The 20,915-nt window shown below is 53.4% G+C and carries 21 protein-coding genes and 1 tRNA gene; 2 read left to right on the top strand and 20 right to left on the bottom strand.

Annotated features, from left to right (window positions below; genetic code table 11):
• Positions 1-52: 52 nt before the first annotated feature.
• The 8 genes from secG to rpoN form a co-directional block, all read right to left on the bottom strand.
• Positions 53-286 (bottom strand): preprotein translocase subunit SecG, encoded by a 234-nt coding sequence (gene secG, locus KI215_RS14290; RefSeq protein WP_212773357.1) that lies wholly within the window; start codon positions 284-286, stop codon positions 53-55.
• A gap of 306 nt (positions 287-592) precedes the next feature.
• Positions 593-1,879, bottom strand: coding sequence for a phosphopyruvate hydratase (gene eno / locus KI215_RS14295; RefSeq protein ID WP_212773358.1), 1,287 nt, complete (start codon positions 1,877-1,879; stop codon positions 593-595).
• Between the two features lie 35 nt (positions 1,880-1,914).
• Positions 1,915-3,453 (bottom strand): 2,3-bisphosphoglycerate-independent phosphoglycerate mutase, encoded by a 1,539-nt coding sequence (gpmI, locus tag KI215_RS14300; protein ID WP_212773359.1) that lies wholly within the window; start codon positions 3,451-3,453, stop codon positions 1,915-1,917.
• Complete coding sequence (tpiA, locus tag KI215_RS14305) at positions 3,450-4,217, bottom strand: triose-phosphate isomerase (protein WP_212773360.1); 768 nt, start codon at positions 4,215-4,217, stop codon at positions 3,450-3,452. Before tpiA ends, gpmI begins: the two co-directional genes overlap by 4 nt.
• 129 nt (positions 4,218-4,346) lie before the next feature.
• A complete protein-coding gene (locus KI215_RS14310) occupies positions 4,347-5,531 on the bottom strand; it encodes a phosphoglycerate kinase (RefSeq protein WP_212773361.1) in 1,185 nt (394 codons plus the stop codon).
• Between the two features lie 85 nt (positions 5,532-5,616).
• The gene (locus KI215_RS14315) at positions 5,617-6,627 is read right to left on the bottom strand and encodes an ArsJ-associated glyceraldehyde-3-phosphate dehydrogenase (RefSeq protein ID WP_212773362.1); all 1,011 of its coding nucleotides are present in this window, start codon (positions 6,625-6,627) and stop codon (positions 5,617-5,619) included.
• A 23-nt stretch (positions 6,628-6,650) separates the two neighbouring features.
• On the bottom strand, positions 6,651-7,721 hold the full coding sequence (locus KI215_RS14320; protein WP_212773363.1) for a sugar-binding transcriptional regulator: 1,071 nt from the start codon (positions 7,719-7,721) through the stop codon (positions 6,651-6,653).
• 139 nt (positions 7,722-7,860) lie between these two features.
• Entirely contained in the window at positions 7,861-9,249 is a 1,389-nt protein-coding gene (gene rpoN / locus KI215_RS14325) for an RNA polymerase factor sigma-54 (RefSeq protein WP_212773364.1), read from the bottom strand.
• A 310-nt stretch (positions 9,250-9,559) separates the two neighbouring features.
• Here rpoN and KI215_RS14330 point away from each other — a divergent pair.
• Positions 9,560-9,634, top strand: a tRNA-Arg gene (locus KI215_RS14330).
• A gap of 133 nt (positions 9,635-9,767) precedes the next feature.
• Positions 9,768-10,361 carry an ATP-dependent Clp endopeptidase proteolytic subunit ClpP gene (clpP, locus tag KI215_RS14335; protein ID WP_212773365.1) on the top strand — a complete coding sequence of 198 codons (594 nt, stop codon included), beginning with the start codon at positions 9,768-9,770 and terminating at the stop codon, positions 10,359-10,361.
• Positions 10,362-10,605: 244 nt separating this feature from the next.
• Here the strand turns inward: clpP and tsaA are convergent, their stop codons facing one another.
• From tsaA to KI215_RS14395, 12 genes are all read right to left on the bottom strand, one after another.
• Complete coding sequence (gene tsaA, locus KI215_RS14340; RefSeq protein ID WP_212773366.1) at positions 10,606-11,061, bottom strand: tRNA (N6-threonylcarbamoyladenosine(37)-N6)-methyltransferase TrmO; 456 nt, start codon at positions 11,059-11,061, stop codon at positions 10,606-10,608.
• A complete protein-coding gene (locus tag KI215_RS14345) occupies positions 11,058-11,621 on the bottom strand; it encodes a hypothetical protein (RefSeq protein WP_212773367.1) in 564 nt (187 codons plus the stop codon). Before KI215_RS14345 ends, tsaA begins: the two co-directional genes overlap by 4 nt.
• A gap of 143 nt (positions 11,622-11,764) precedes the next feature.
• A complete protein-coding gene (locus KI215_RS14350) occupies positions 11,765-12,229 on the bottom strand; it encodes a cysteine dioxygenase (protein ID WP_212773368.1) in 465 nt (154 codons plus the stop codon).
• Positions 12,230-12,538: 309 nt separating this feature from the next.
• A complete protein-coding gene (locus KI215_RS14355; RefSeq protein ID WP_212773369.1) occupies positions 12,539-13,171 on the bottom strand; it encodes a cyclase family protein in 633 nt (210 codons plus the stop codon).
• Positions 13,172-13,196: 25 nt separating this feature from the next.
• A complete protein-coding gene (gene zwf, locus KI215_RS14360; RefSeq protein ID WP_212773370.1) occupies positions 13,197-14,744 on the bottom strand; it encodes a glucose-6-phosphate dehydrogenase in 1,548 nt (515 codons plus the stop codon).
• 565 nt (positions 14,745-15,309) lie between these two features.
• Positions 15,310-15,978 (bottom strand): YknW family membrane protein, encoded by a 669-nt coding sequence (gene yknW, locus KI215_RS14365; protein ID WP_212773371.1) that lies wholly within the window; start codon positions 15,976-15,978, stop codon positions 15,310-15,312.
• 142 nt (positions 15,979-16,120) lie between these two features.
• On the bottom strand, positions 16,121-16,378 hold the full coding sequence (locus KI215_RS14370) for an HPr family phosphocarrier protein (RefSeq protein ID WP_212773372.1): 258 nt from the start codon (positions 16,376-16,378) through the stop codon (positions 16,121-16,123).
• 79 nt (positions 16,379-16,457) lie between these two features.
• Positions 16,458-17,402, bottom strand: a complete 945-nt coding sequence (gene whiA, locus KI215_RS14375; protein ID WP_212773373.1) for a DNA-binding protein WhiA — start codon at positions 17,400-17,402, stop codon at positions 16,458-16,460.
• 13 nt (positions 17,403-17,415) lie between these two features.
• Positions 17,416-18,420, bottom strand: coding sequence for a gluconeogenesis factor YvcK family protein (locus tag KI215_RS14380; protein ID WP_275956715.1), 1,005 nt, complete (start codon positions 18,418-18,420; stop codon positions 17,416-17,418).
• A gap of 9 nt (positions 18,421-18,429) precedes the next feature.
• Positions 18,430-19,305, bottom strand: a complete 876-nt coding sequence (gene rapZ, locus KI215_RS14385) for an RNase adapter RapZ (RefSeq protein WP_212773374.1) — start codon at positions 19,303-19,305, stop codon at positions 18,430-18,432.
• A gap of 32 nt (positions 19,306-19,337) precedes the next feature.
• Entirely contained in the window at positions 19,338-20,306 is a 969-nt protein-coding gene (locus KI215_RS14390; protein WP_212773375.1) for an ROK family glucokinase, read from the bottom strand.
• Positions 20,307-20,373: 67 nt separating this feature from the next.
• Positions 20,374-20,850, bottom strand: a complete 477-nt coding sequence (locus KI215_RS14395; protein ID WP_212773376.1) for an NUDIX hydrolase — start codon at positions 20,848-20,850, stop codon at positions 20,374-20,376.
• Positions 20,851-20,915 lie beyond the last annotated feature (65 nt).

Raw genomic sequence — 20,915 nt, forward strand, 5'->3', positions numbered from 1 at the left:
GTTGATCTGTTATTTCTATCGTACCCACAGTGGATGGAAATCATGTTTGGTGTTATTTCACAAAATATCCGACCAACAAAGTGAGCAGGATGAATAACACCGCTAGCACCACGGTGATTTTGTTGAGAAGTGCGTCGATGCCGCGCGCTTTTGTTTTTCCCAACAGGTGCTCCGCTCCACCGCCAATCGCACCGGAGAGGCCCGGACTTTTTCCGGATTGAAGCAGAACAACGATGATCAATGCGATACTCACGATCGCCAACAGAATCTTTGCTGCGATTTCCACACCGATCTACCTCCCGAGTCTCACTGGGGATACTGTACCACATCGGACGCGGGTTTTCAATAAAGGTGAGTGGGAAAAAAAGACACGTACCAAATGAAGAAAACCCATAGCGCGCGGATTGGGAAGTCCCACTAGTTGGTGATGGAGTTTTCCACATCCGCACCTCTTCAGGACGGTGACCCCGTCCCATCAAGGAAGCACGTCTGCAATGGATCCGGATACAGTAACACCTGGGGCCATTTGTAGTTTATGTTCGGCAGCAAAAAACCGCCGGCGTCAGTGCCGGCGGCAGGTGAAACAATGCTATTATCCGCGCAGGTTGTAGAACGCGGTTTTGCCCGGATATTGCGCCGTTTCGGCCAGTTCATCCTCGATACGCAGGAGCTGGTTGTATTTGGCCACGCGGTCGGTACGGGACGGTGCTCCTGTCTTGATTTGACCAGCACCCGTCGCCACGGCGATATCGGCAATGGTGGTGTCTTCCGACTCGCCGGAGCGGTGGGAAATGACCGCGGTGTAACCGGCGCGTTTCGCCATTTCGATGGCATCGAACGTTTCAGTCAAGGTGCCGATTTGGTTCACTTTGATCAGGATGGAGTTGCCCACGCCTTTTTCAATACCTTGGGCAAGGCGCTGGGTGTTGGTGACGAACAGGTCGTCGCCCACCAGCTGAACTTTGCCGCCCAGACGCTCGGTCAGTTGTTTCCAACCATCCCAATCGTCTTCGGACAAGCCGTCTTCGATGGAGACAACCGGGTATTTGGAAACCAGTTCCTCATAGAAGGCGATCATTTCCTCGGAGGAGCGGGTGACGCCTTCGCCTTCCAAATGATATTTTCCATCTTTGTACAGCTCGGTCGCGGCCACATCGAGAGCGAGCAGGACATCTTCACCCGGCTTGTAACCGGCCCGTTCGATCGCTGCGACAATGGTTTGCAATGCTTCCTCGTTGGAAGACAGGTTAGGCGCGAAGCCCCCTTCGTCACCGACGGAAGTGGCGAGGCCTTTCTCTTTCAATACAGCCTTCAGGTTGTGGAAGATTTCGGCCCCCATGCGCAAACCTTCACGGAAGGAGGGCGCTCCCACCGGCATGATCATAAACTCCTGAATGTCCACGTTGTTGTCAGCGTGTTTTCCGCCATTCAGGATGTTCATCATCGGAACGGGCAGTGTTTTGGCGTTGAATCCGCCCAGATAGTTGTACAACGGAACACCCAGTGCTTCTGCAGCCGCACGCGCCACGGCCATGGAGACACCCAGGATGGCGTTGGCACCCAGCTTCCCTTTGTTGGGCGTACCGTCCAGCTCAATCAGGTGTTTGTCGATGCCCACTTGGTCGGTAGCGTCCCAACCTTCCAGTTCAGGAGCGATGATTTCGTTCACGTGTTGCACAGCTTTCAGGACACCTTTGCCGAGAAAGCGCTCTTTGTCACCATCCCGCAATTCCACAGCCTCATAAGCACCGGTGGATGCACCGGACGGCACAATCGCACGGCCCACATCGCCCGATTCCAACACCACTTCCACTTCGACGGTCGGATTGCCTCGGGAGTCCAGCACTTCCCGCGCGTATACGTCCACGATTCTCGTCATGTTTCGTCTTCCTCCTTGAATAGATGCATTGGCTTTTATGATTCAATCATCGAGCGTCCGGTCATTTCTTCCGGTTGTTCGATGCCCAACAGATGCAGCAAAGTCGGCGCGATATCCGCCAAAATCCCCTCTTGGCGCAGTTTCACGTTTTTGTCCGTGACGATAAACGGTACCGGGTTGGTGGTATGGGATGTTACCGGTTTGTTGTCAGCCGTGAGCACCATGTCTGCGTTGCCATGGTCCGCCGTAATGACGGCCACACCACCTTGGGCCAGTACTGCCTCGACCACGCGGCCCAGGCATTCATCCACGGCTTCCACCGCACGGATCGTCGGCTCCAATTTGCCCGAGTGACCCACCATGTCCGGGTTGGCAAAGTTAAGGATGATGGCATCGTGTTTGCCGGCCTCGATCTCTTTGACCAAGGCGTCGGTCACTTCGTAAGCGCTCATCTCCGGCTTCAGGTCGTAGGTGGCCACTTTGGGTGAATGGATCAGGATCCGATCTTCACCCGGGAACGGCTCTTCCCGGCCACCGCTAAAGAAGAAAGTGACGTGCGGGTATTTCTCCGTTTCGGCGATCCGCAGTTGTTTCAACCCGTGTTCGGCCACCACTTCGCCGAATGTCCGCGTCAAATCCACCGTGGGGAAAGCAACTTCGCCATTGACCGTCTCGCTGTAATGGGTCATGCACACATAGTGCAATCCGTTCGGTCGTCCTTCTCCCCGGTCAAATCCGTCGAAGTCGTCACGGGTGAACGCCTGCGACAGCTGGATCGCGCGATCGGGCCGGAAGTTGAAGAAGATCATGGCATCGCCGTCCTGCACCCGAGCTACCGGAGTGCCGTCTTGGTCCGTGATCACGGTCGGAACGACGAACTCGTCATAGATCTCTTCCTGATACGACCGCTCCACAGCGGCTACCGGATCGGTATGTGTCGGTCCTTCCCCGTACACCATCGCACGGTAGGACTTCTCCACCCGATCCCACCGTTTGTCCCGATCCATGGCATAATACCGCCCTTGCACCGTAGCGATGCGGCCCACTCCTTTTTCCGCGATCACATCCTGTAGCTGTTTCAGGTAAGTGACGCCTGTATCCGGGCCTACATCGCGACCGTCAAGAAACGCGTGCACGACGACATTGTCCACGCCTTCCCGTTTGGCCAGCTCCAGCAGGGCAAACAAATGGTTGATGTGGGAATGGACGCCCCCGTCGGAAAGCAACCCCAGCAGGTGCAGTTGCGTGCCTTTTTCCTTCACATGGCGAACAGCGCTCAGCAACACGTCATTTTCAAAGAAAGAACCGTCTTCAATCGCTTTGGTGATCCGCGTCAAATCCTGGTATACAATTCGCCCGGCGCCGATGTTCAGATGGCCCACTTCGGAGTTGCCCATCTGACCGTCAGGCAGACCGACGGCTTCTCCACTCGCCCGAAGCGTCGCATGCGGATAGGTGGACCAATAACGGTCGAAGTTGGGCTTGTTCGCTTGTGCCACGGCATTACCATGCACTTCGTCGCGCAAGGCAAAGCCATCCAAAATGATGAGAGCAATCGGTTTGCGCCGGCTCATGCGAGATCCCCCCGTACCGACGCGGTCACCAGACGGTCAAACGACTCCGGTTCCAGGCTGGCGCCGCCAACCAATGCACCATCGATGTCCGGCTGATCCAGGAACGCGCCGATATTGTCCGGTTTGACGCTGCCGCCATATTGAACGCGCACTTCGTTTGCCACTTGCTGATCGTATTGGTTGGCCACCATCTTGCGGATGAATCCGATCACTTCCTGCGCGTCGTCAGCCGTGGACGCCTTGCCAGATCCGATCGCCCACACCGGCTCATATGCGATGATGACGCGCTTCACCTGTTCACTCGAGAGACCAGCCAACGCTTTTTCCACCTGTTGGCCCACAACCTGTTTCGTTTGCCCCGCTTCCCGTTCTTCCAGCGTTTCACCGACGCAAACAATCGGAATCAAGTCATGGGCAAATGCGGCATGTACTTTTTTGTTCACTGTTTCGTCCGTCTCGGCGAAATACGAACGCCGTTCCGAATGGCCGAGGATGACGTATTGCACCCCCAGGTCCTTCAGCATCACGGGACTGATCTCACCCGTAAACGCTCCTTTTTCTTCCCAGTGCATGTTTTGTGCACCGATACCGATACCGCTGTCTTTCGCCGCCTCCACCAAAGCGGGCAAAGCCGTGAACGGCGCACAGATCACAGTTTCCACGTCTGTCGTTTCTTTGGCCGCTTTCAATGCGCGGAAAAACGCAAGGGCTTCCGCGCTGGTCTTGTGCATTTTCCAGTTGCCTGCGATTACGGGTTTGCGCACCAGTCACACCACCTTATCGGTTCAACTTGAGGTTGCCATATCCAGCCTGCGAATAGATCTTCCGTATCTACTTCTGTTACGGAAATGGTCACCCTTCTTTGTATGAAAGACAACAACCTTAAACTTCAATCATTCCCGATCGTCCAAAGCGACAACTCCCGGCAGCGCTTTTCCTTCCATCATCTCCAACGACGCACCACCGCCGGTGGACACGTGGCTGACACGATCGGCCAGACCGGCTTTCTCGATGGCTGCCGCCGAATCGCCTCCGCCGACGATGGTGAGCGCATCGGAATCCACCAGTGCTTGAGCCACCGCATTGGTACCGTGAGCGAACCGGTCGAATTCAAACACACCCATCGGACCGTTCCAAATGACCAGTCGCGAGCTTTTCACCACTTCGGCAAACAGTTCCCGCGTTTTCGGCCCGATATCCATCGCTTCCATGTCTGCCGGAATCGCATCGATGGCCACCGTTTCCGCCCGGGCATCCGGAGCGAACCGATCAGCCACGACCACGTCGACCGGCAGCAGAAGACGCACTCCTTTGGCTTTTGCCTTTTCCATGAAGGAGCGGGCCAGATCCAGCTTGTCCTCTTCGAGCAGGGATTTGCCGATTTCATATCCCTGCGCTTTGACAAACGTATAGGACAAACCGCCACCGATCAGCAGGTTATCCACTTTTTCCAACAGGTTTTCGATCACACCGATTTTGTCTCGTACTTTGGCTCCGCCGATGATCGCTGTAAACGGCCGCTCCGGTGCTTCCAGCGCACGTCCCAGCGTTTCCAGCTCTTTTTGCATCAGGAAACCGGCCACTGCAGGCAAGTGTTCGGCGATCCCGGCTGTCGACGCATGCGCCCGGTGCGCCGCTCCGAACGCGTCGTTGACGTACAGATCAGCCAGTTGCGCAAACGCGCGGGCCAGTTCGGGATCATTTTTCTCTTCACCCGGTTCAAAGCGCACGTTCTCCAACAGAAGCACGTCGCCTTCGTTCAGTGCTGCCACCCGGCGTTCCACTTCTTCCCCAACGGTTTCCTTCACATAATCGACCGGTTTTTCCAACAACTCAGCCAACCGCTTCGCCACCGGCGCCAAGCGCAACTCTTCGACTACCTGGCCTTTGGGACGGCCCAGGTGGCTGGCGAGAATGACTTTCGCTCCTTGTTCCGTCAGATAACGAATCGTCGGCAATGCCGCCCGAATCCGTGTATCGTCGGTAATCCGCCCATCTTCCATCGGCACGTTGAAATCTACTCGACAAAAAACGCGTTTGCCTCGTACATCCACGTCTCGGATCGTCTTTTTGTTCATCCGGGCCAATCCTCCTCGGCATGAGAAAGAGGAGAGAAAACCGCTCCCACTCTCCTCTTTCCCGAATTCCACCTATATTCTAGTCTTAGAGTCCCCGCTTGGCAATATACGCAGCCAGGTCCACCACGCGGTTGGAGTAGCCCCACTCGTTGTCATACCAAGAGACCACTTTCACCATGTTGCCTTCCAGAACCATGGTGGACAGGGCGTCCACGATCGAAGAGCGGGTATCTCCGTTGAAGTCACGGGATACCAACGGCTCGTCGGAGTAACCGAGGATGCCTTTCAGTTTACCTTCGGCTGCTTGACGCAGAGCTTCATTTACTTCTTCGGCGGTTACTTCTTTTTCCAACTCAGCCACAAAGTCCACCACGGAAACGTTCGGCGTCGGCACGCGCATCGCGAAACCGTTCAATTTGCCGGCCAGCTCGGGCAATACTTTGGCCACCGCCACAGCGGCACCGGTCGTCGTCGGAATGATCGACATACCCGCTGCACGTGCACGGCGCAGGTCTTTATGCGGCAGATCCAGGATTTGCTGGTCGTTGGTGTAGGCGTGCACCGTCGTCATCAACCCGCGACGAACACCGAACTGCTCATGCAACACTTTGACCACGGGTGCCAAGCAGTTGGTCGTGCACGAAGCGTTGGAGATCACTTGGTGAGCGGACGGATCGTATTTGTCCTCGTTGACGCCCATCACCACGGTCAGGTCTTCGTTTTTGGCCGGAGCGGAGATGATCACTTTTTTCGCGCCGGCTTCCAGGTGTTTGGCCGCATCTTCCCGTTTGGTGAAACGACCGGTCGATTCAACGACGAGATCAACACCCAGTTCGCCCCACGGCAGTTGCGCCGGGTCACGTTCGGCGATCACCCGTACGGTTTTGCCATCCACCACGAATCCTTCGTCAGTCACTTCGACGGAAGCATCCAATTTGCCGTGAACCGAGTCATATTTCAGCAAGTGTGCGAGCGTTTTGGCATCGGTCAAGTCATTGACCGCCACCACTTCCAAGTCCGGATGATTCAGCGCATTCCGGAACACTGCCCGTCCTATGCGTCCGAAACCGTTAATCGCAATTTTCGTTTTGCCCATGGTTAACCCTCCTAAGCTTAGTGTTATTGGTGAAAAGAACCGTTCTGATTGGATGGTTCCTCTCCACTCGCTTCGGTTTCTTCCAGAATGGCGCGCGCGGCAGCTTCATCCGTGATCAGGACGTCATTGCCCACAGCAGGGCACACAGCCGCAATCGCTTGTGCTTTGCTCCTGCCGCCCGCAATGGCGATGATCGATTCGATCTCGCCCAAATCCTCCAGCTGAAGACCGACCGTGCGCACCCGGGATACAATCTCCCCGCTCGAGTTGAGGTAATAACCGAAGGCTTCCCCCACAGCGCCGCTGTGCTGGATATGCGCCACTTCGTCCGGAGATGATTTTCTGCGGATCGCCATTTTCGTCGCTTCACCGATGCCGTGCACCACAATTCGCGCTTTGCGCAGCAGCTCCATCACTTCCTGAATATGTGGTTCTCGGAGCAACATCTCTCGCGCTTCGTCGCTCAATTGGTCGGGCACATGCATCAGCCGGTAATCCCCGCCCGTTTTTTTCGCCATCAAGGAAGCGATGTAGTTGGATTCCAACTCGACCGCCTCACCCAACCCGCCGCGCGCCGGGACGAACATGGTAGACTTCAGGCTCGGGGTCGGCGTCATCATCTCCGCCAACGCCGCAACCGTCGTCCCGCCGGTAACGGCTACCACTTGATCAGGCCGGGCCATCTGACGCAACAGCCGAGCACCGGAGCGCCCCATTTCTTTTTTCACCCAATCGGATTGATCCGCGTCTCCCGGGACGATGACCACCTTTTTCAGGCCGAGCCGTCGAGCCAGGCGCACTTCCAAATCGGTGAGTCCAAACAGATCTTTGATGAGCGGCTCCATCTCGGACAACAAATCCGCCCCCCGCTCTGTCAGGCTCATGCCGACTGAATCGACGCGCACTAATCCCTGCGACCGTAAAAAATCCACTTCGGAGCGCAGTATTCGTTCAGTGGTATCCAGTGCCACCGCCAACGAACGACGTCCGACCGGCTGCATCAACTGCAGGTGGCGCATGATTTCGTACCGTTTACGCATGACTTCCAACAAATCGGGTAACAATTGTTTCTGCAACCGCAACAGTTGGTCCATCTTCTCACCCGGGACATTTTTTGTCCCTCGTAGCAAAATGCGTCCCATCCGCGGCAAAAAAAGAGCATGGCCGGTTTCAGCCTGTTCATCTTCATTGTATCGAAACAACCCGGTTTTGACAAGGCGAAGCGGCCTATCATCAATTTTCGTATCGTTTGCGTAGGGTGGACGACAATATCCCCATTTCTTCTCTGTATTTCGCCACCGTTCTCCTCGAGATCCGGACTCCTTCCGCCTTCAAGAGATCGGCGATTTTCTGATCGGACAACGGCTGACGTTTATCTTCCTGCGCGATCAACCGTTCAATCTTATTTTTCACGCTTTCCGCAGAGGTATTCCCTCCCGAATCGGTGGAAACACCGGATGGAAAGAAAAACCGAAAAGGAAAACACCCTCGTGGTGTCTGCATGTATTTGTGCTGAGTCGCCCGGCTCACCGTGGATTCGTGAATTCCCAGCTCATCCGCAATCTCCTTCAGGGTAAGCGGTTTGAGGTAATCCAGACCCCGATCGAAAAAATCCCGTTGTTTCTTGACGATGACGCTGCTGACCCGGGCCAATGTATGCCGGCGCTGTTCGATACTTTTGACCAACCACATCGCTGATTGAAACCAATTTTTCAGGTAATGGGTCGCCTGCCGGCTCCGGTCATCTTCTTGGTAAAGCAATTGTTCGTAATGCCTGCTTACCGTCAGCCTTGGCACATACCCGTCATTGACCAGCACCACATATTCATTTTCCACTCGCTCAACAACCACATCCGGAACCACGTACCGCGGTTCGCCGGCATGATAGGCCAATCCAGGCCGGGGATTGCATCGTTTGATGCGGTCCACCGCACGCTGAATTACGGCTATATCGCAGTCGAGAGCACGTGCGATTTTTTTCATCCGGCCTTCAGCCAAATCTCGCAAGTGAGACTCGACAATTTTCAATGCGATGGGATCTGGTTCCTCGTCCCGTTCCAGTTGGATACGCAGACACTCAGCCAACGAACGCGCTCCGACTCCGGCGGGATCGAGCGAATGAATCACCCGCAGGCAAGCCTCCACCTTGTCTTCATCGATATTAAAGCGCTTACAAACATAATCAGGAGATATATCCAGATACCCTTTTTCGTCCAAATTGCCGACCAGATAGGTACACACTTTCCGTTCCATCGGTGACAGAGCCAAATACCGCAACTGCGTTTCCAGTACCTCGGTCAGCGTTTGTTCCGGGGAGGCAATCCGAGCGATCGGGTCCGTTTCATTTCCCTTTGCTTCGCGATCCACACTTCCCGTCCGCGCTTTCAGATACTGTGCCCACGCACGCAGGTCCTGTACGTCCCAATTGTTTTTCTCCTCGGTGCCGCGTTCTTCTGTCTCGTCGATTTCCAATACCGGGTTTTCAATCAATTGTTCCTGGATATAATGTAATAGATCCGTCGCGGAGTATTGCAGAATCTCAATCGCTTGGCGCAACTCCGGCGTCATCGTCAATTTCATGCGTTGTTCCTGCACCAAACCGTAACCCATGGACAGCGCCATTCATTCTCACCTCCGCGTGTTACATCATATGCCAAATACCGATAACTTGATGTTAAATTCGACTCGTGTCTGGTCCATACACTGACACCGCTTACCCAGCTCTTGGATTCATCAGACACGTCCTATGGTGTGTCGGTCATTTTCTCCTTTTTATTGTAACATATCGTGAGGTAGTTGCGTTTTTTCAATAGAGATGGAGAAATAACCAAATTCACCGCTAAGGCTGGAAAATTGCGAAATCATCCGAGGGTCTTGTCAAATTCCACACCCTGCGATATAATGTATGCTGTCACTCGATGGATTCGCACATGCGCCTATAGCTCAGGGGATAGAGCGCTGGTCTCCGGAACCAGGTGCCCAGGTTCGAATCCTGGTAGGCGCGCCAAACCAAAGCAGCCGAATGCGGCTGCTTTTTCTTTTTATGTTCACGAACAGGATTGTTTGACCTTTATTGACCTTTGATGTTCTTTGGAGTATGATGGAAATGAGAAACATACCGATGAGGGAGGAAGCAACGGATGAACCTGATTCCGATTGTTGTTGAGCAAACCAACCGCGGTGAACGTTCCTACGATATCTACTCCCGGCTTTTGAAAGACCGGATCATCTTTCTGGGCAGTCCGATCAATGACGCAGTGGCCAACTTGGTTGTGGCCCAACTGTTGTTCCTGGATGCCGAAGATCCGGATAAGGACATCCATTTGTACATCAACTCGCCGGGCGGCTCTATCACTGCCGGTATGGCCATCTATGACACGATGCAGTATGTCAAAGCGGACATCCAAACGATCTGCATCGGGATGGCCGCTTCAATGGGGGCATTCCTTTTGGCGGCAGGCACCAAAGGCAAGCGGTATGCCTTGCCCAACAGCGAAGTGATGATTCACCAGCCGCTGGGCGGAGCCGAAGGGCAAGCGACCGATATCGAAATCCGCGCCAAACGCATTTTGAGAATGCGGGATCGAATCAACCAGATTCTTGCGGAACGTACCGGCCAACCCCTGGAAAAAATCGAACAGGACACGGACCGCGATTACTTCATGACGGCCGAGGAAGCAAAAGAATATGGACTGATCGACCACGTGATCACCAGTTTACCTTCCTCAAAATGACCGGCATCAATCCACAGGGCGCGTCCGGTTACGCGCCCAAAAAACCACTATCTCTTGTAGACCTCCTTCGGGAGGCTTTTCTTTTTTCTGTTTAGAACAAAATAACAGGGAACTATGTTGACTGGAGGTCCTTATGAAAAGCCAATGGGATCTACACGAACGGAGATTATTCTGGTTATGCATGGTCATCGCCCTGGTTATGCTGTTGTCCATGATCGGCCGCTTATTCCATTGACCCCATTTCTCAAAAGTATGCCTTCATCAATCTGTCCAACCATTCCGGTGTGCGGGCATCCTCCACCTGATCAAAAGCGGGTACAAACGGTTTCAGATCCAGCACCGGCGTTCCGTCAATCGCATCTAACCCGCGCACCCGGACGCGGTTGTCCCCCACTTCCAGGATGGAGACCGTGGTGATCCCGATCGGATTGGGCCGATGTTTGGCCCGCTGGGCAAAAATGCCCGTATCCGGCATGTCCGCTCTTCCCTGTGGACGGCGAATCAAGTCCCGTTCAGGATGAAAGTCGGCCTGGTGAAGCCAAAAGACCACCAATAGATGCGAAAATTCCTCCAACCCCTTCAATCCTCGGTCATATGGGGAGAACAGCTCGATGTCTGACTCCACGCATCCCCAATTTTCGTCCCTTGCTTCACTGATCGGGGAATGGACAATTCCGATTGGTCTCACAGTCCAACTCATCGTCCATCTCCTCCCTTTCCATCAGATGCCGACTGCAGCTTTTTCGCCTGCCACACATCCTTGAGCGCCCGATAAAACACATCCCCGCCTTCCAACGGCGCAAATTCGACCTTCATACGGTGAAAATCCCGATATTTCACTTCGATGCGTTGCCATTTGCCGTCGATGTCCGAATATTGCCCAAAAGTGATATCCCGGATCTCCGTGAGAGGCACGGCTGTGATCCGACCATGTTGATCATACACCAGGCGGTTGGAGGTGAGCAGGGCGATTTCCGAATCATCCATATCCAATGAGCGGTCATAATATGCGATCAACTCTTCCCCCTGTTGCAACAGGTGACGCTGCTGCAGGGTCTTCAGTGTGTGGGCATCCACCTCGTTGGCCAGCTTCACTCCCGGCTCCATCTCCAAAAACGAGGATGCGTCGCTGATCAATCCATTGACCGCAACCCCCAGGGCGATCAGGACGGCGACGGCTAAAGCGGCCACCCCGATCCACAGCGGCCAACGCGTTTTCTTGATGGCATGTTCCTGCATGACAGGGCCTTCCACCCTCATCCACCTCTCCCCAATATCAATTGGCAATCGCGAGATTATTCTCATTTTACTTTAGAATATGAGGAAAATCACTGCTTGGTTTCGCACGTTGAGCGATGCACCTGTCGGATACGTGAGACAGAAATCAGGCTGAAAGAACCCCGTTACGGATACTGCTTCGTGTTTTCCAATGGGGTATACACGTGAAATGAGATCATCGGTTCCTCTCCTGCGTTGCACATGGCATGAATCAATCCAGGACCAATCACAACATATTCCCCCGGCAGATGGCGTCCGGTTGAAGACAACACCGGTTCGGTATCGCCCGGCTTCAACGTAAACACCCTGTTTTCCAATGTCCCAGCCACCACTCGGACACAACCGATGGAGCTCCCGTGATCGTGGATCGGAGTTTCCGTCCCGGGAGGAAGATGAATCACAATCGCTTCAAACCGATCCGATCGTAATACGACATTCCTTCCGTAGCTCATGGGAGGCTGAGGTTGTGTCACCAACTGGGCAATCCATTCCCGTGTACAGTCCAACTGTTCAACCGTTTGCCGAAGACGCCAGATGTCAGGACGATGGAGATTCTGAAGCAAACGGTGTAAACACGAAACGAAGTCCATGCTATCGCCCTCCAATTCACCATGAATCTTGACTAAGTTGAGTATTGTACTCAAGATGAAAACCCGATGTTTCAACTTATGCGATAAGCGATAGCAAAGTTCGCCCCACCCAGAAAGTTCCGTAATGTATTACCAAAAAGCACGGATATAGCGCTTGAGACTGATGACAAAGTGATCGAGTTTGCATCTGATGAGTCAGACCGTTCGCTTTCCCGATCAACAACCTAAAGTGTCAATTTCGCGCTGTTACTTCCCAAAAGAAAACATCCCGCGACGGATGCGGGATGTTGCGAATCATTTTTTCTGTTTTTACCACGACAACCCTTTCAACAGCAAGACCCGGGCCGGGGCCGCTTCCGTATCGACCAGCTTGATCGGAGCGGCAACCATGAAATATTCACCTTCGTTCACTTCAGCGAGCCGCAATCCTTCGACAATGATGATATTGGCAGCAAACAGCGTTTTATGCGTGGGGTGGCCGGGTTGGCTGCGTTCGACCCCGAGGGCATCGATTCCGACGCCGCGAACACCGATTTCAGCCAAGTAACGGGCACCGTCTTCGGCCAGGAAAACAAATTCGAAGTTGAAGGCATCCTCCATGGAGTTGCGCGTTTTGAAAAGGACGAAATCGTCCCGCCGGATACCGTGAGGCTCCAGATGCTCACGTGTAATGCCACCCTCCACGTGCGTCAGGTTCAACACCCGACAAGGTCCGACCAAACGGTCCAATGGGATGGTTTTCATCGTGCCGCCTTCCGGCACCATATGCAATGGTGAATCGACATGAGTCCCGGTGTGTGCATCCAAATCGATGCGGGATTCTCTCACCTTGCCGGTATCAAAGTCTTGGACCACACGGATTTTCGGTTGTTTCTCCGGTTTGTTTTTGTAAACGGGCATTCCTTCATAGATCGGCGCGGACACGTCGTATACCTTGTACATAAAGACCTCCCCCTGATTCCACCGGTTACTTGCACGTGATGATTTCGATGGCCTGATTCCCTTGAATGACGGGCATTGTACCCTGATTCCGTGACGGCCACCAACGTGCGCCTCTTCTGCTCAGAAGCTGATGCGCCGCATCCGGTCCCCAGGTTCCAGCCCGGTATGGATGCAAGGTCGACTCGTCTTGCTGATCCCACGCACGCCGGATGGGATCAATGAATTTCCATGCCAGTGACACTTCATCCCAATGCGTAAAGAATGTCATATCCCCTTTGATCGCATCTCCGATCAATCGTTCGTATGCTTCCGGCGACCCGCCTCTATCGTTGCAGAACGCCATGGCGATGGGGACCACATCGTTATCGGCACCCGGCTTTTTGGCATTCAACACGAAATGCAACCCTTCGACCGGGTTGATGCTGATGACGAGCAGATTGGGCCCGAGATCGCCGTTTTTGTTGAAATACAGGTTTTTGGGCATCTCTTTAAACTGAATGACGATCTCCGTCGATTTTTGCGCCATTCGTTTGCCTGTACGGATGTAAAACGGCACACCGGACCAACGGAAATTGTCTACATACAACTCTCCGGCCACAAAGGTTTCCGTAAGCGAATGAGGGTCAACGTTCTCCTCCTCCCGGTAACCCGGTACCGGGCGCCCGTCCAAAACTCCCGCCTGATACTGCCCGCGAACCATGTATTGATTCACTTCGTCTTTAGTCAGGCGGCGCAAGGAACGAAGCACTTTCACTTTCTCAGCATGGATTGCTTCCGGTACCAGCCGGCTGGGTGGCTCCATCGCCACCATCATGATCATCTGGAGAATATGGTTCTGTACCATGTCCCTGAGCGCTCCCGCCTTGTCGTAATAGGCGGCACGCTCCTCCACGCCGACCGTCTCACTGGCGGTAATCTGGATGTTGTCGATGTAACGGTTGTTCCACAACGGCTCGAACAAGGAATTGGCAAAGCGGATCACTTCGATGTTTTGGATCATCTCTTTACCCAAATAGTGATCGATCCGGTAAATTTCCTCCTCAGCAAAGGTTTGCCGAATCTGATCGTTCAATGCTTTGGCCGACTCATAATCTTCTCCGAACGGCTTTTCGATGATCAGCCGCTTCCATCCGGTTGTCTCTGTCAATCCCGACGCTTTCAGGTTCGTGGACACGGTGCCGAACAGATCGGGAGCCATGGCCAAGTAAAAAAACCGGTTGCCGGGCAAATTCCATTCATTTTCCAACCGCTCCATCAATCCGCCAAGTTGAGCATAGGCGGAAACATCTTTCACATTGAGCGGCTGGTAGTAAAAACGAGCAACAAAATCGGCCCAACCCGCTTCTTCCCGTTCCAAACGGGAATGCTCGTCAATCGCCTTCCGCACCGTGTCGCGAAATTCGTCCATCGTAATCGGTCTGCGACCTATGCCGATCACTGCGAATCGTTCATGAAGCTTTTTATCCCGGAAAAGGCCATATAAAGCCGGAAATAGCTTGCGTCTGGCAAGATCCCCCGTTGCTCCGAATATCACCATCACAAACGGTTCCACCTGGGGTTGATGGGAAGGCATGCCATTCCACTCCTATCTTGCTTTCTTCAATGTCGTTTCGGGAGATTTCCTCCCTTTATCTTTTACCCGATCTCTACGGGCAAATCATCTTTCCTTTCCATTTTCGTTTTCCTTGTCCATTTTGGCAACTCTTTTTCAGGTTTTTTATCCGATGCTGATGTAAAAGTGCTCCATCGACACATGATGCAACGTAAGCGTGATGGATCCCAATCTTTCTCTGTTTCATATCCTGGCCGTCGATACGTCGTCTTTGTTTCTCACAATTCCCAATTCCCCCATCAACCCGAACATGACAACGATGATGGAAACCGTCACAAAACTACAGCACATGATGTTGAAGATCCGGTGGCAAATGATGGCCATGCGTTGGAAGGAGCGTGATGGTTTGACCGAATTTCTCTGCAGTCCTCAAGGATACCATTTGCTTTGCCACTGATTACGAGCGAACCAGAAACGGCGAGTTTCAGCAGTTTGGGAAATTTACATCTGCAGGATCAATGCTGCGGTCTACCAACGGGCGCCGGACTGTTCCATTTCTCATGCTTCTTTCCTGTTATCCAGATGCTCACGATGCGGACAACGTATTGACGATAATATCGAGTAAAAATAGGAGACACGCAACCATCCATGATCGGGTGACTGACAATCGGCAGATCATCCGCATCCCCCGCGCCATCAGCAACAGTCGCCAGATCATGAACAGGTCCAGTGTCATCAAAAGCCCGGACCATCCGCCTTCCACCGGTATGTAAGCGGCCAAGCAGGAGGGTGGTTTTGTCAACCAACCGTCGGTCACCAGGAGCCCGATGGCACCGACAGCGGTTTGCAACACCATAAGAACCAACAGATGTGTCTGGAGAGAAAAGAGTTGACGAAATGTCCCCTGCCCCCCCAACCCTTTCATCATCAACCAAGTCAGGACACTGGTGACCAAGGCGTTCATCAAAAGGCCGATCAAACTGAACAATCCGATCAACAATGCGAGAAACGGGCTCATCCATGCTTTTGGAAAACCCGCTTGCAATAATGAAGCGGCAACAGCGGGATTGTGACTGAGGAAGGATCCCGTCAACGCACCAGACAAGGTCTCCGCCAAAGCCAATATAGCCAGTGCACCACCGAACACCGGCTTGACCCGAATCCGCTCCCATTGCTGATCCGGTGCCCACAACACTCCCCAGACTGAAGGTTCATTTTGGATATACTCCACCGAACCTACTGTCGGCACCCTCATCTTTTTCGCCTCCCGCCAACCTCATCCTTTTTCCTATCATACCAATATTTAGTCCATTTTGAAAACAGGAACAAAAAAGCCCCATCACCTGATGGGTGTGGGGCTGACTGCTTACAAAGTGGTAATCGGTGCGGGGGACAGATCAATCCGCTTTGCTGACGATTTCCGCCAATGCGTTTACCGCTTCCTCGGCGTCCACGCCATCAGCGGAGATGGTGATTTCCGTTCCGGAAGCAACCGCCAGACTCATGATACCCATGATGCTTTTGGCGTTCACCTTTTTATCGCCTTTGGTCACAAAAATATCCGAGGTGTACTTGTTTGCTTCCTGCACAAACATTGCAGCCGGCCGGGCATGCAGACCGGTGCGCAATTGAACAACTACTTTTTTTTCAACCATATAATATTCCTCCTTGGAAACATATTGTGGTCAGTTGGTTTTGAGATCGTATTGAAGCGGTTTCCCCCGACCTTTTCCGTTATTCCCCGCTCGTTTTGCGTCGGAGACGATCCGCGATCTCGTCCAGTTTGCGCAAGCGATGGTTGACGGCCGACTTGCTCACTTTCCCACCGGGAAGCATTTGTCCCAGTTCCGTGAGCGTAATGTCGGGATGCTGCAACCGGACTTCGGCAATCTCACGCAGACGCTGCGGCAGATTGTTCAATCCGATTTCCCGGTCGATCAATTGGATATTGTCAATTTGCCGCATGGCCGCCTGGATGGTTTTGTTCAGGTTGGCCGTCTCACAATTGACCAGCCGGTTGACCGAGTTTCGCATATCTTTCATGATGCGAACATCTTCAAAACGGAGCAAAGATTGGTGAGCACCGATGATGTTAAGCAACTCACCGATTTTGTCCCCTTCCTTGATGTAGACCACAAACCCTTTTTTCCGCTCGATGATTTTGGCATGCAGACGAAAACGATTCATCAGACGGCACAAGGCTTCACTGTGGTCGTGGTAGGTGGAGATAATCTCCAAATGATACGAACCGCTGTCCGGATTGTTGACTGATCCGCCAGCCAGAAAGGCTCCACGCAGATATGCCCTTTTGCAGCAGTTTTTTTCGATCAGATCCGGCGCGATTCCTTTAACCCGCTCAAATCCTTCCCCTAGGATACGCAAATCGCGCAAGATTTCCTCCGCTCGAACAGACAAACGGACGAGGTAGACATTATTTTTTTTCAACCGCACCTTTTTGCGAACCAGTACTTCGGCTTGTAGCTGATACAGGTCCTTGATCAACGCGTAGGTCCGCCGGGCGATGGCGGCGTTTTCCGTGGTGATGTCCAGCACGATTCGCTGGCGGGCAATCTGCATCACCCCATTCATGCGCGCCAATGCAGACAGTTCCGCCCGCTGGCAACAGGTGTCCGATTCGATGCGGGTCAATTCCTTTTTGGTTGCAGACGTAAAAGACATGATTCATCATCCTTCACATGCCATGACGCTGGTACACCCGGTCGCGCAAGAGCCGGATGATGTGGCGACTGATTCTGCTCGCGTTGTGACGCAACACGGAACGGTACAATAATAAATTATCCGCAATCACTTCACAACCGAGCTGTCGGATACGTTCGATATCGGGTAAAACGGGAATCGCCCCTTTTTCAGCGTATTGCTTCTGGATGGAAGGCGGCGGCAACTCATTGTTGACAATGGCCACATCGAAGAATCTCTCGCCGACGTGCCGGTGGATGGCGGCGATATGGTCACTCGCTGTGTAATCGTCAGTTTCCCCCGGCTGGGTCATGACATTGCAGATGTAGATCTTTTTTGCCTGCGAGGCCCGAATGGCATCTGCCATTCCTTTAACCAAAAGGTTGGGCAGGATACTGGTATACAAACTTCCCGGGCCGACTACGATCCCATCTGCTTCGGCTATGGCGTGCAATGCCTCCTCCAACGGCTGTGGATCCGGCGGATCCAAGAAGACACGACGAATCGTTTTGCCCGCTTTGGGAATCTGGGATTCTCCCCGGACGATGGTGCCGTCCGTCATTTCCGCAATCAATACTACGTCCTGCTCACTGGCCGGCAACACGCGTCCGCGCACGGCAAGCACACGGCTCAATTCCTTGATCCCACGGGTGAATCCACCCGTCAAATCGTTCATGGCAGCAATCAGCAAGTTGCCCAACGTGTGACCGGCAAGTCCTTCCCCATTTTTAAACCGATATTGCAACACCTTTTCCAAGAGGGGTTCCGTATCTGCCAGCGCGACCAATACATTGCGGATATCCCCCGGCGGCGGCATCTGCATGTCATTGCGCAGACGTCCGGAACTTCCACCGTCGTCCGCCACCGTCACAATGGCCGTGATGTCTACCGGAAATTTCTTGAGACCGCGTAAGATCACGGGAAGCCCGGTCCCCCCTCCGATGACTACGATGCGCAGGCGGCGATACCTCCTTCTTTTTCTCCTCACCATCGCTGACATCCCGATCGCTCACCTGTCTTTCCCCATGTCCCGATGTATCACCTGACAATGCGCTTGATTGCGGAACTTTTGGCAGAGATATTCGGAAATCGCCACCGAACGGTGTTTGCCTCCCGTACAACCGATGCCGATCACCAATTGGGTTTTCCCTTCCCTGTGATAATGGGGAAGGAGGAAGCGCAGGAGGTCTTCCAACTTCTCAAGAAACTGCTTGGTTTCCTCCCACTTCATCACGTAGTCAAACACATCCTGGTCTTTTCCCGTATGAGGACGCAATGATTCGACATAGTGAGGATTGGGAAGAAAACGAACATCAAAAACCAGATCGGCATCGATCGGAATCCCGTATTTAAACCCGAACGACATGAAGGTAACCGAAAACGGATTGGTGTCGACCGAGCCGAAACGGGACGCGATCTTTTCTTTCAGCTCCGCCGGTTTGAGCGAACTGGTGTCGATGATCTGGTGTGCACGACCTTTGATTTCTTCCAACAGCTTCCGTTCCTGCGTGATACCGTCCAATGGTGTCCCGTCGGGGGATAACGGATGGCGCCGCCGCGTCTCTTTGTACCGTCGCACCAATGTCTGGTCACTGGCGTCCAAAAAAAGGATATGATAATGAATACCGTGATGCTTTTCCAGTGTATCCAGCGACTCAAAAAGTGAAGAAAAGAAATCCCGTCCGCGAAGATCGATCACCAGCGCGACCCGACGCAGTTTCCCTTTCGATTGCTCCAACAACTCCGCAAATTTGGGCAGCAAAATGGGCGGCAAGTTGTCGATGCAAAAAAAGCCGAGATCCTCCAAGCTTTGTACGGCAACCGTTTTGCCCGCTCCGGACATTCCGGTGATCACGACCAGGTTGATCTCCTTTTTTGCATCCATCGTTATCACCCCATTAACGGCCTCTACTTATTTTATGAAGCGGAAGCCGGATTCTCTCGTCTCGCGATCAAACCAGCAGCACCAATGATGCCTGCGTTATTACCCAGCTTCGCAGGCACGATTTCCACACCCTCCGCTGCACTCGGCAACACATGTTTCCGGTAAGCTTCCTTAAGCGGTTGGAACAGCGTATCACCCGCCCGGGCAACCCCGCCTCCGATTACAAACCGCGCAGGGTTAAGAACAACCGTGATCATGGCCATCACCCGCGCCAATGCATCAACAGCTGTCTGCACCACCCGGGAAGCAACCGCATCGCCCTGCTCCGCCGCCTGAAATACGTCTCGGGCAGTCAGCTCTCCTTTTTGGGCCGTTTCAGCCAATACAGTGGACTCCCCTTTTTCCAACGCTTCTTTGGCCAGTCGGACGATGCCGGTGGCTGAAGAAATCGTTTCCAAACAACCGCGTTGACCGCATCCACAACGCGCGCCATCCGGCTCGACGCAAACATGACCGATTTCCCCGGCAGCGTTGGATACCCCGTGGATCAAACGGCCGCCCGCTATCACACCACCGCCAACGCCGGTCCCTAACGTGATTGCCACCATGTCGTCCACTCCTGCTCCGGCACCGCTCCATGATTCTCCCAATGCCGCGACGTTGGCATCATTGTCGATGCGAACCGGTCTGTTGCAAAGCGTTTCCAACCGTTCCACGATGGGTACGTTTTCCCACGGTAAATTGGTCAGCCGCTTGATCACTCCCCGCTCCAAGTCCAAAAATCCCGGCAATCCCATACCGATGCCGACGACTTGATCCCAGGAAGTTCCAGATTGGATCGTCACCTCTCGTACGGTCTCCACCACACGTTGCAGAACTGGTTCCGGCCCTTCTCCATGCGTTGGGACCTCCGTGTGCTTCAACAAATTCCCTTCTCCATCGACCACACCGATTTTGGCGCTTGTACCACCCAAATCGATTCCGATGTAACGTGCTTCCATGCCTCCATACCCCTCGTCTGAATGGTCTTGCGACTTGCTATGACTATACTCCAATAAGGTAAACCGGTCAAGCAATGATATTTTCTGTCTCGGTGTGAAGCGTGTAATCAATCAGTTCTTCCGACGGCGTATACGTAAATCGACCAATCAGCAAGTCCTGACCGGATGCGATGCGATCAAACACAAACCGATCGCCGGGTGCCGTCGGCAATTGGCTGATCGTATCCACGGGATGCCAGCGCAAAATCCCTTCTTCTGTGTGCCGCAACAATGAACCCGTATAGCGATCCGCATAAAAAGTAAACATCATCCATTCCTGTACCAACTGATCCCCGTCCCGAACACAAATCGTAAATATCCCGCGCAAACGGGGTTGGATCAGGGTGAGCCCGGTCTCTTCGACAAATTCACGTTGAACGGTTTCCATCAGCGTCTCACCGGGTTCCACTTTGCCACCGGGTGCGGCCCACCATCCACGTCGCGGCTTTTGCAGCAACAACACGCGGTTCCGATCCCGCAAAATACAATTGGCCACACGTTGCATCCGCTTTCACCTCTGGATTTTAGCATATCATTCTATTCCTTGGCGTGTAAATTTTTTAAAAAGAA

The sequence above is a fragment of the Polycladomyces abyssicola genome, from assembly GCF_018326425.1.
Taxonomy (GTDB): Bacteria; Bacillota; Bacilli; order Thermoactinomycetales; family JIR-001; genus Polycladomyces; species Polycladomyces abyssicola.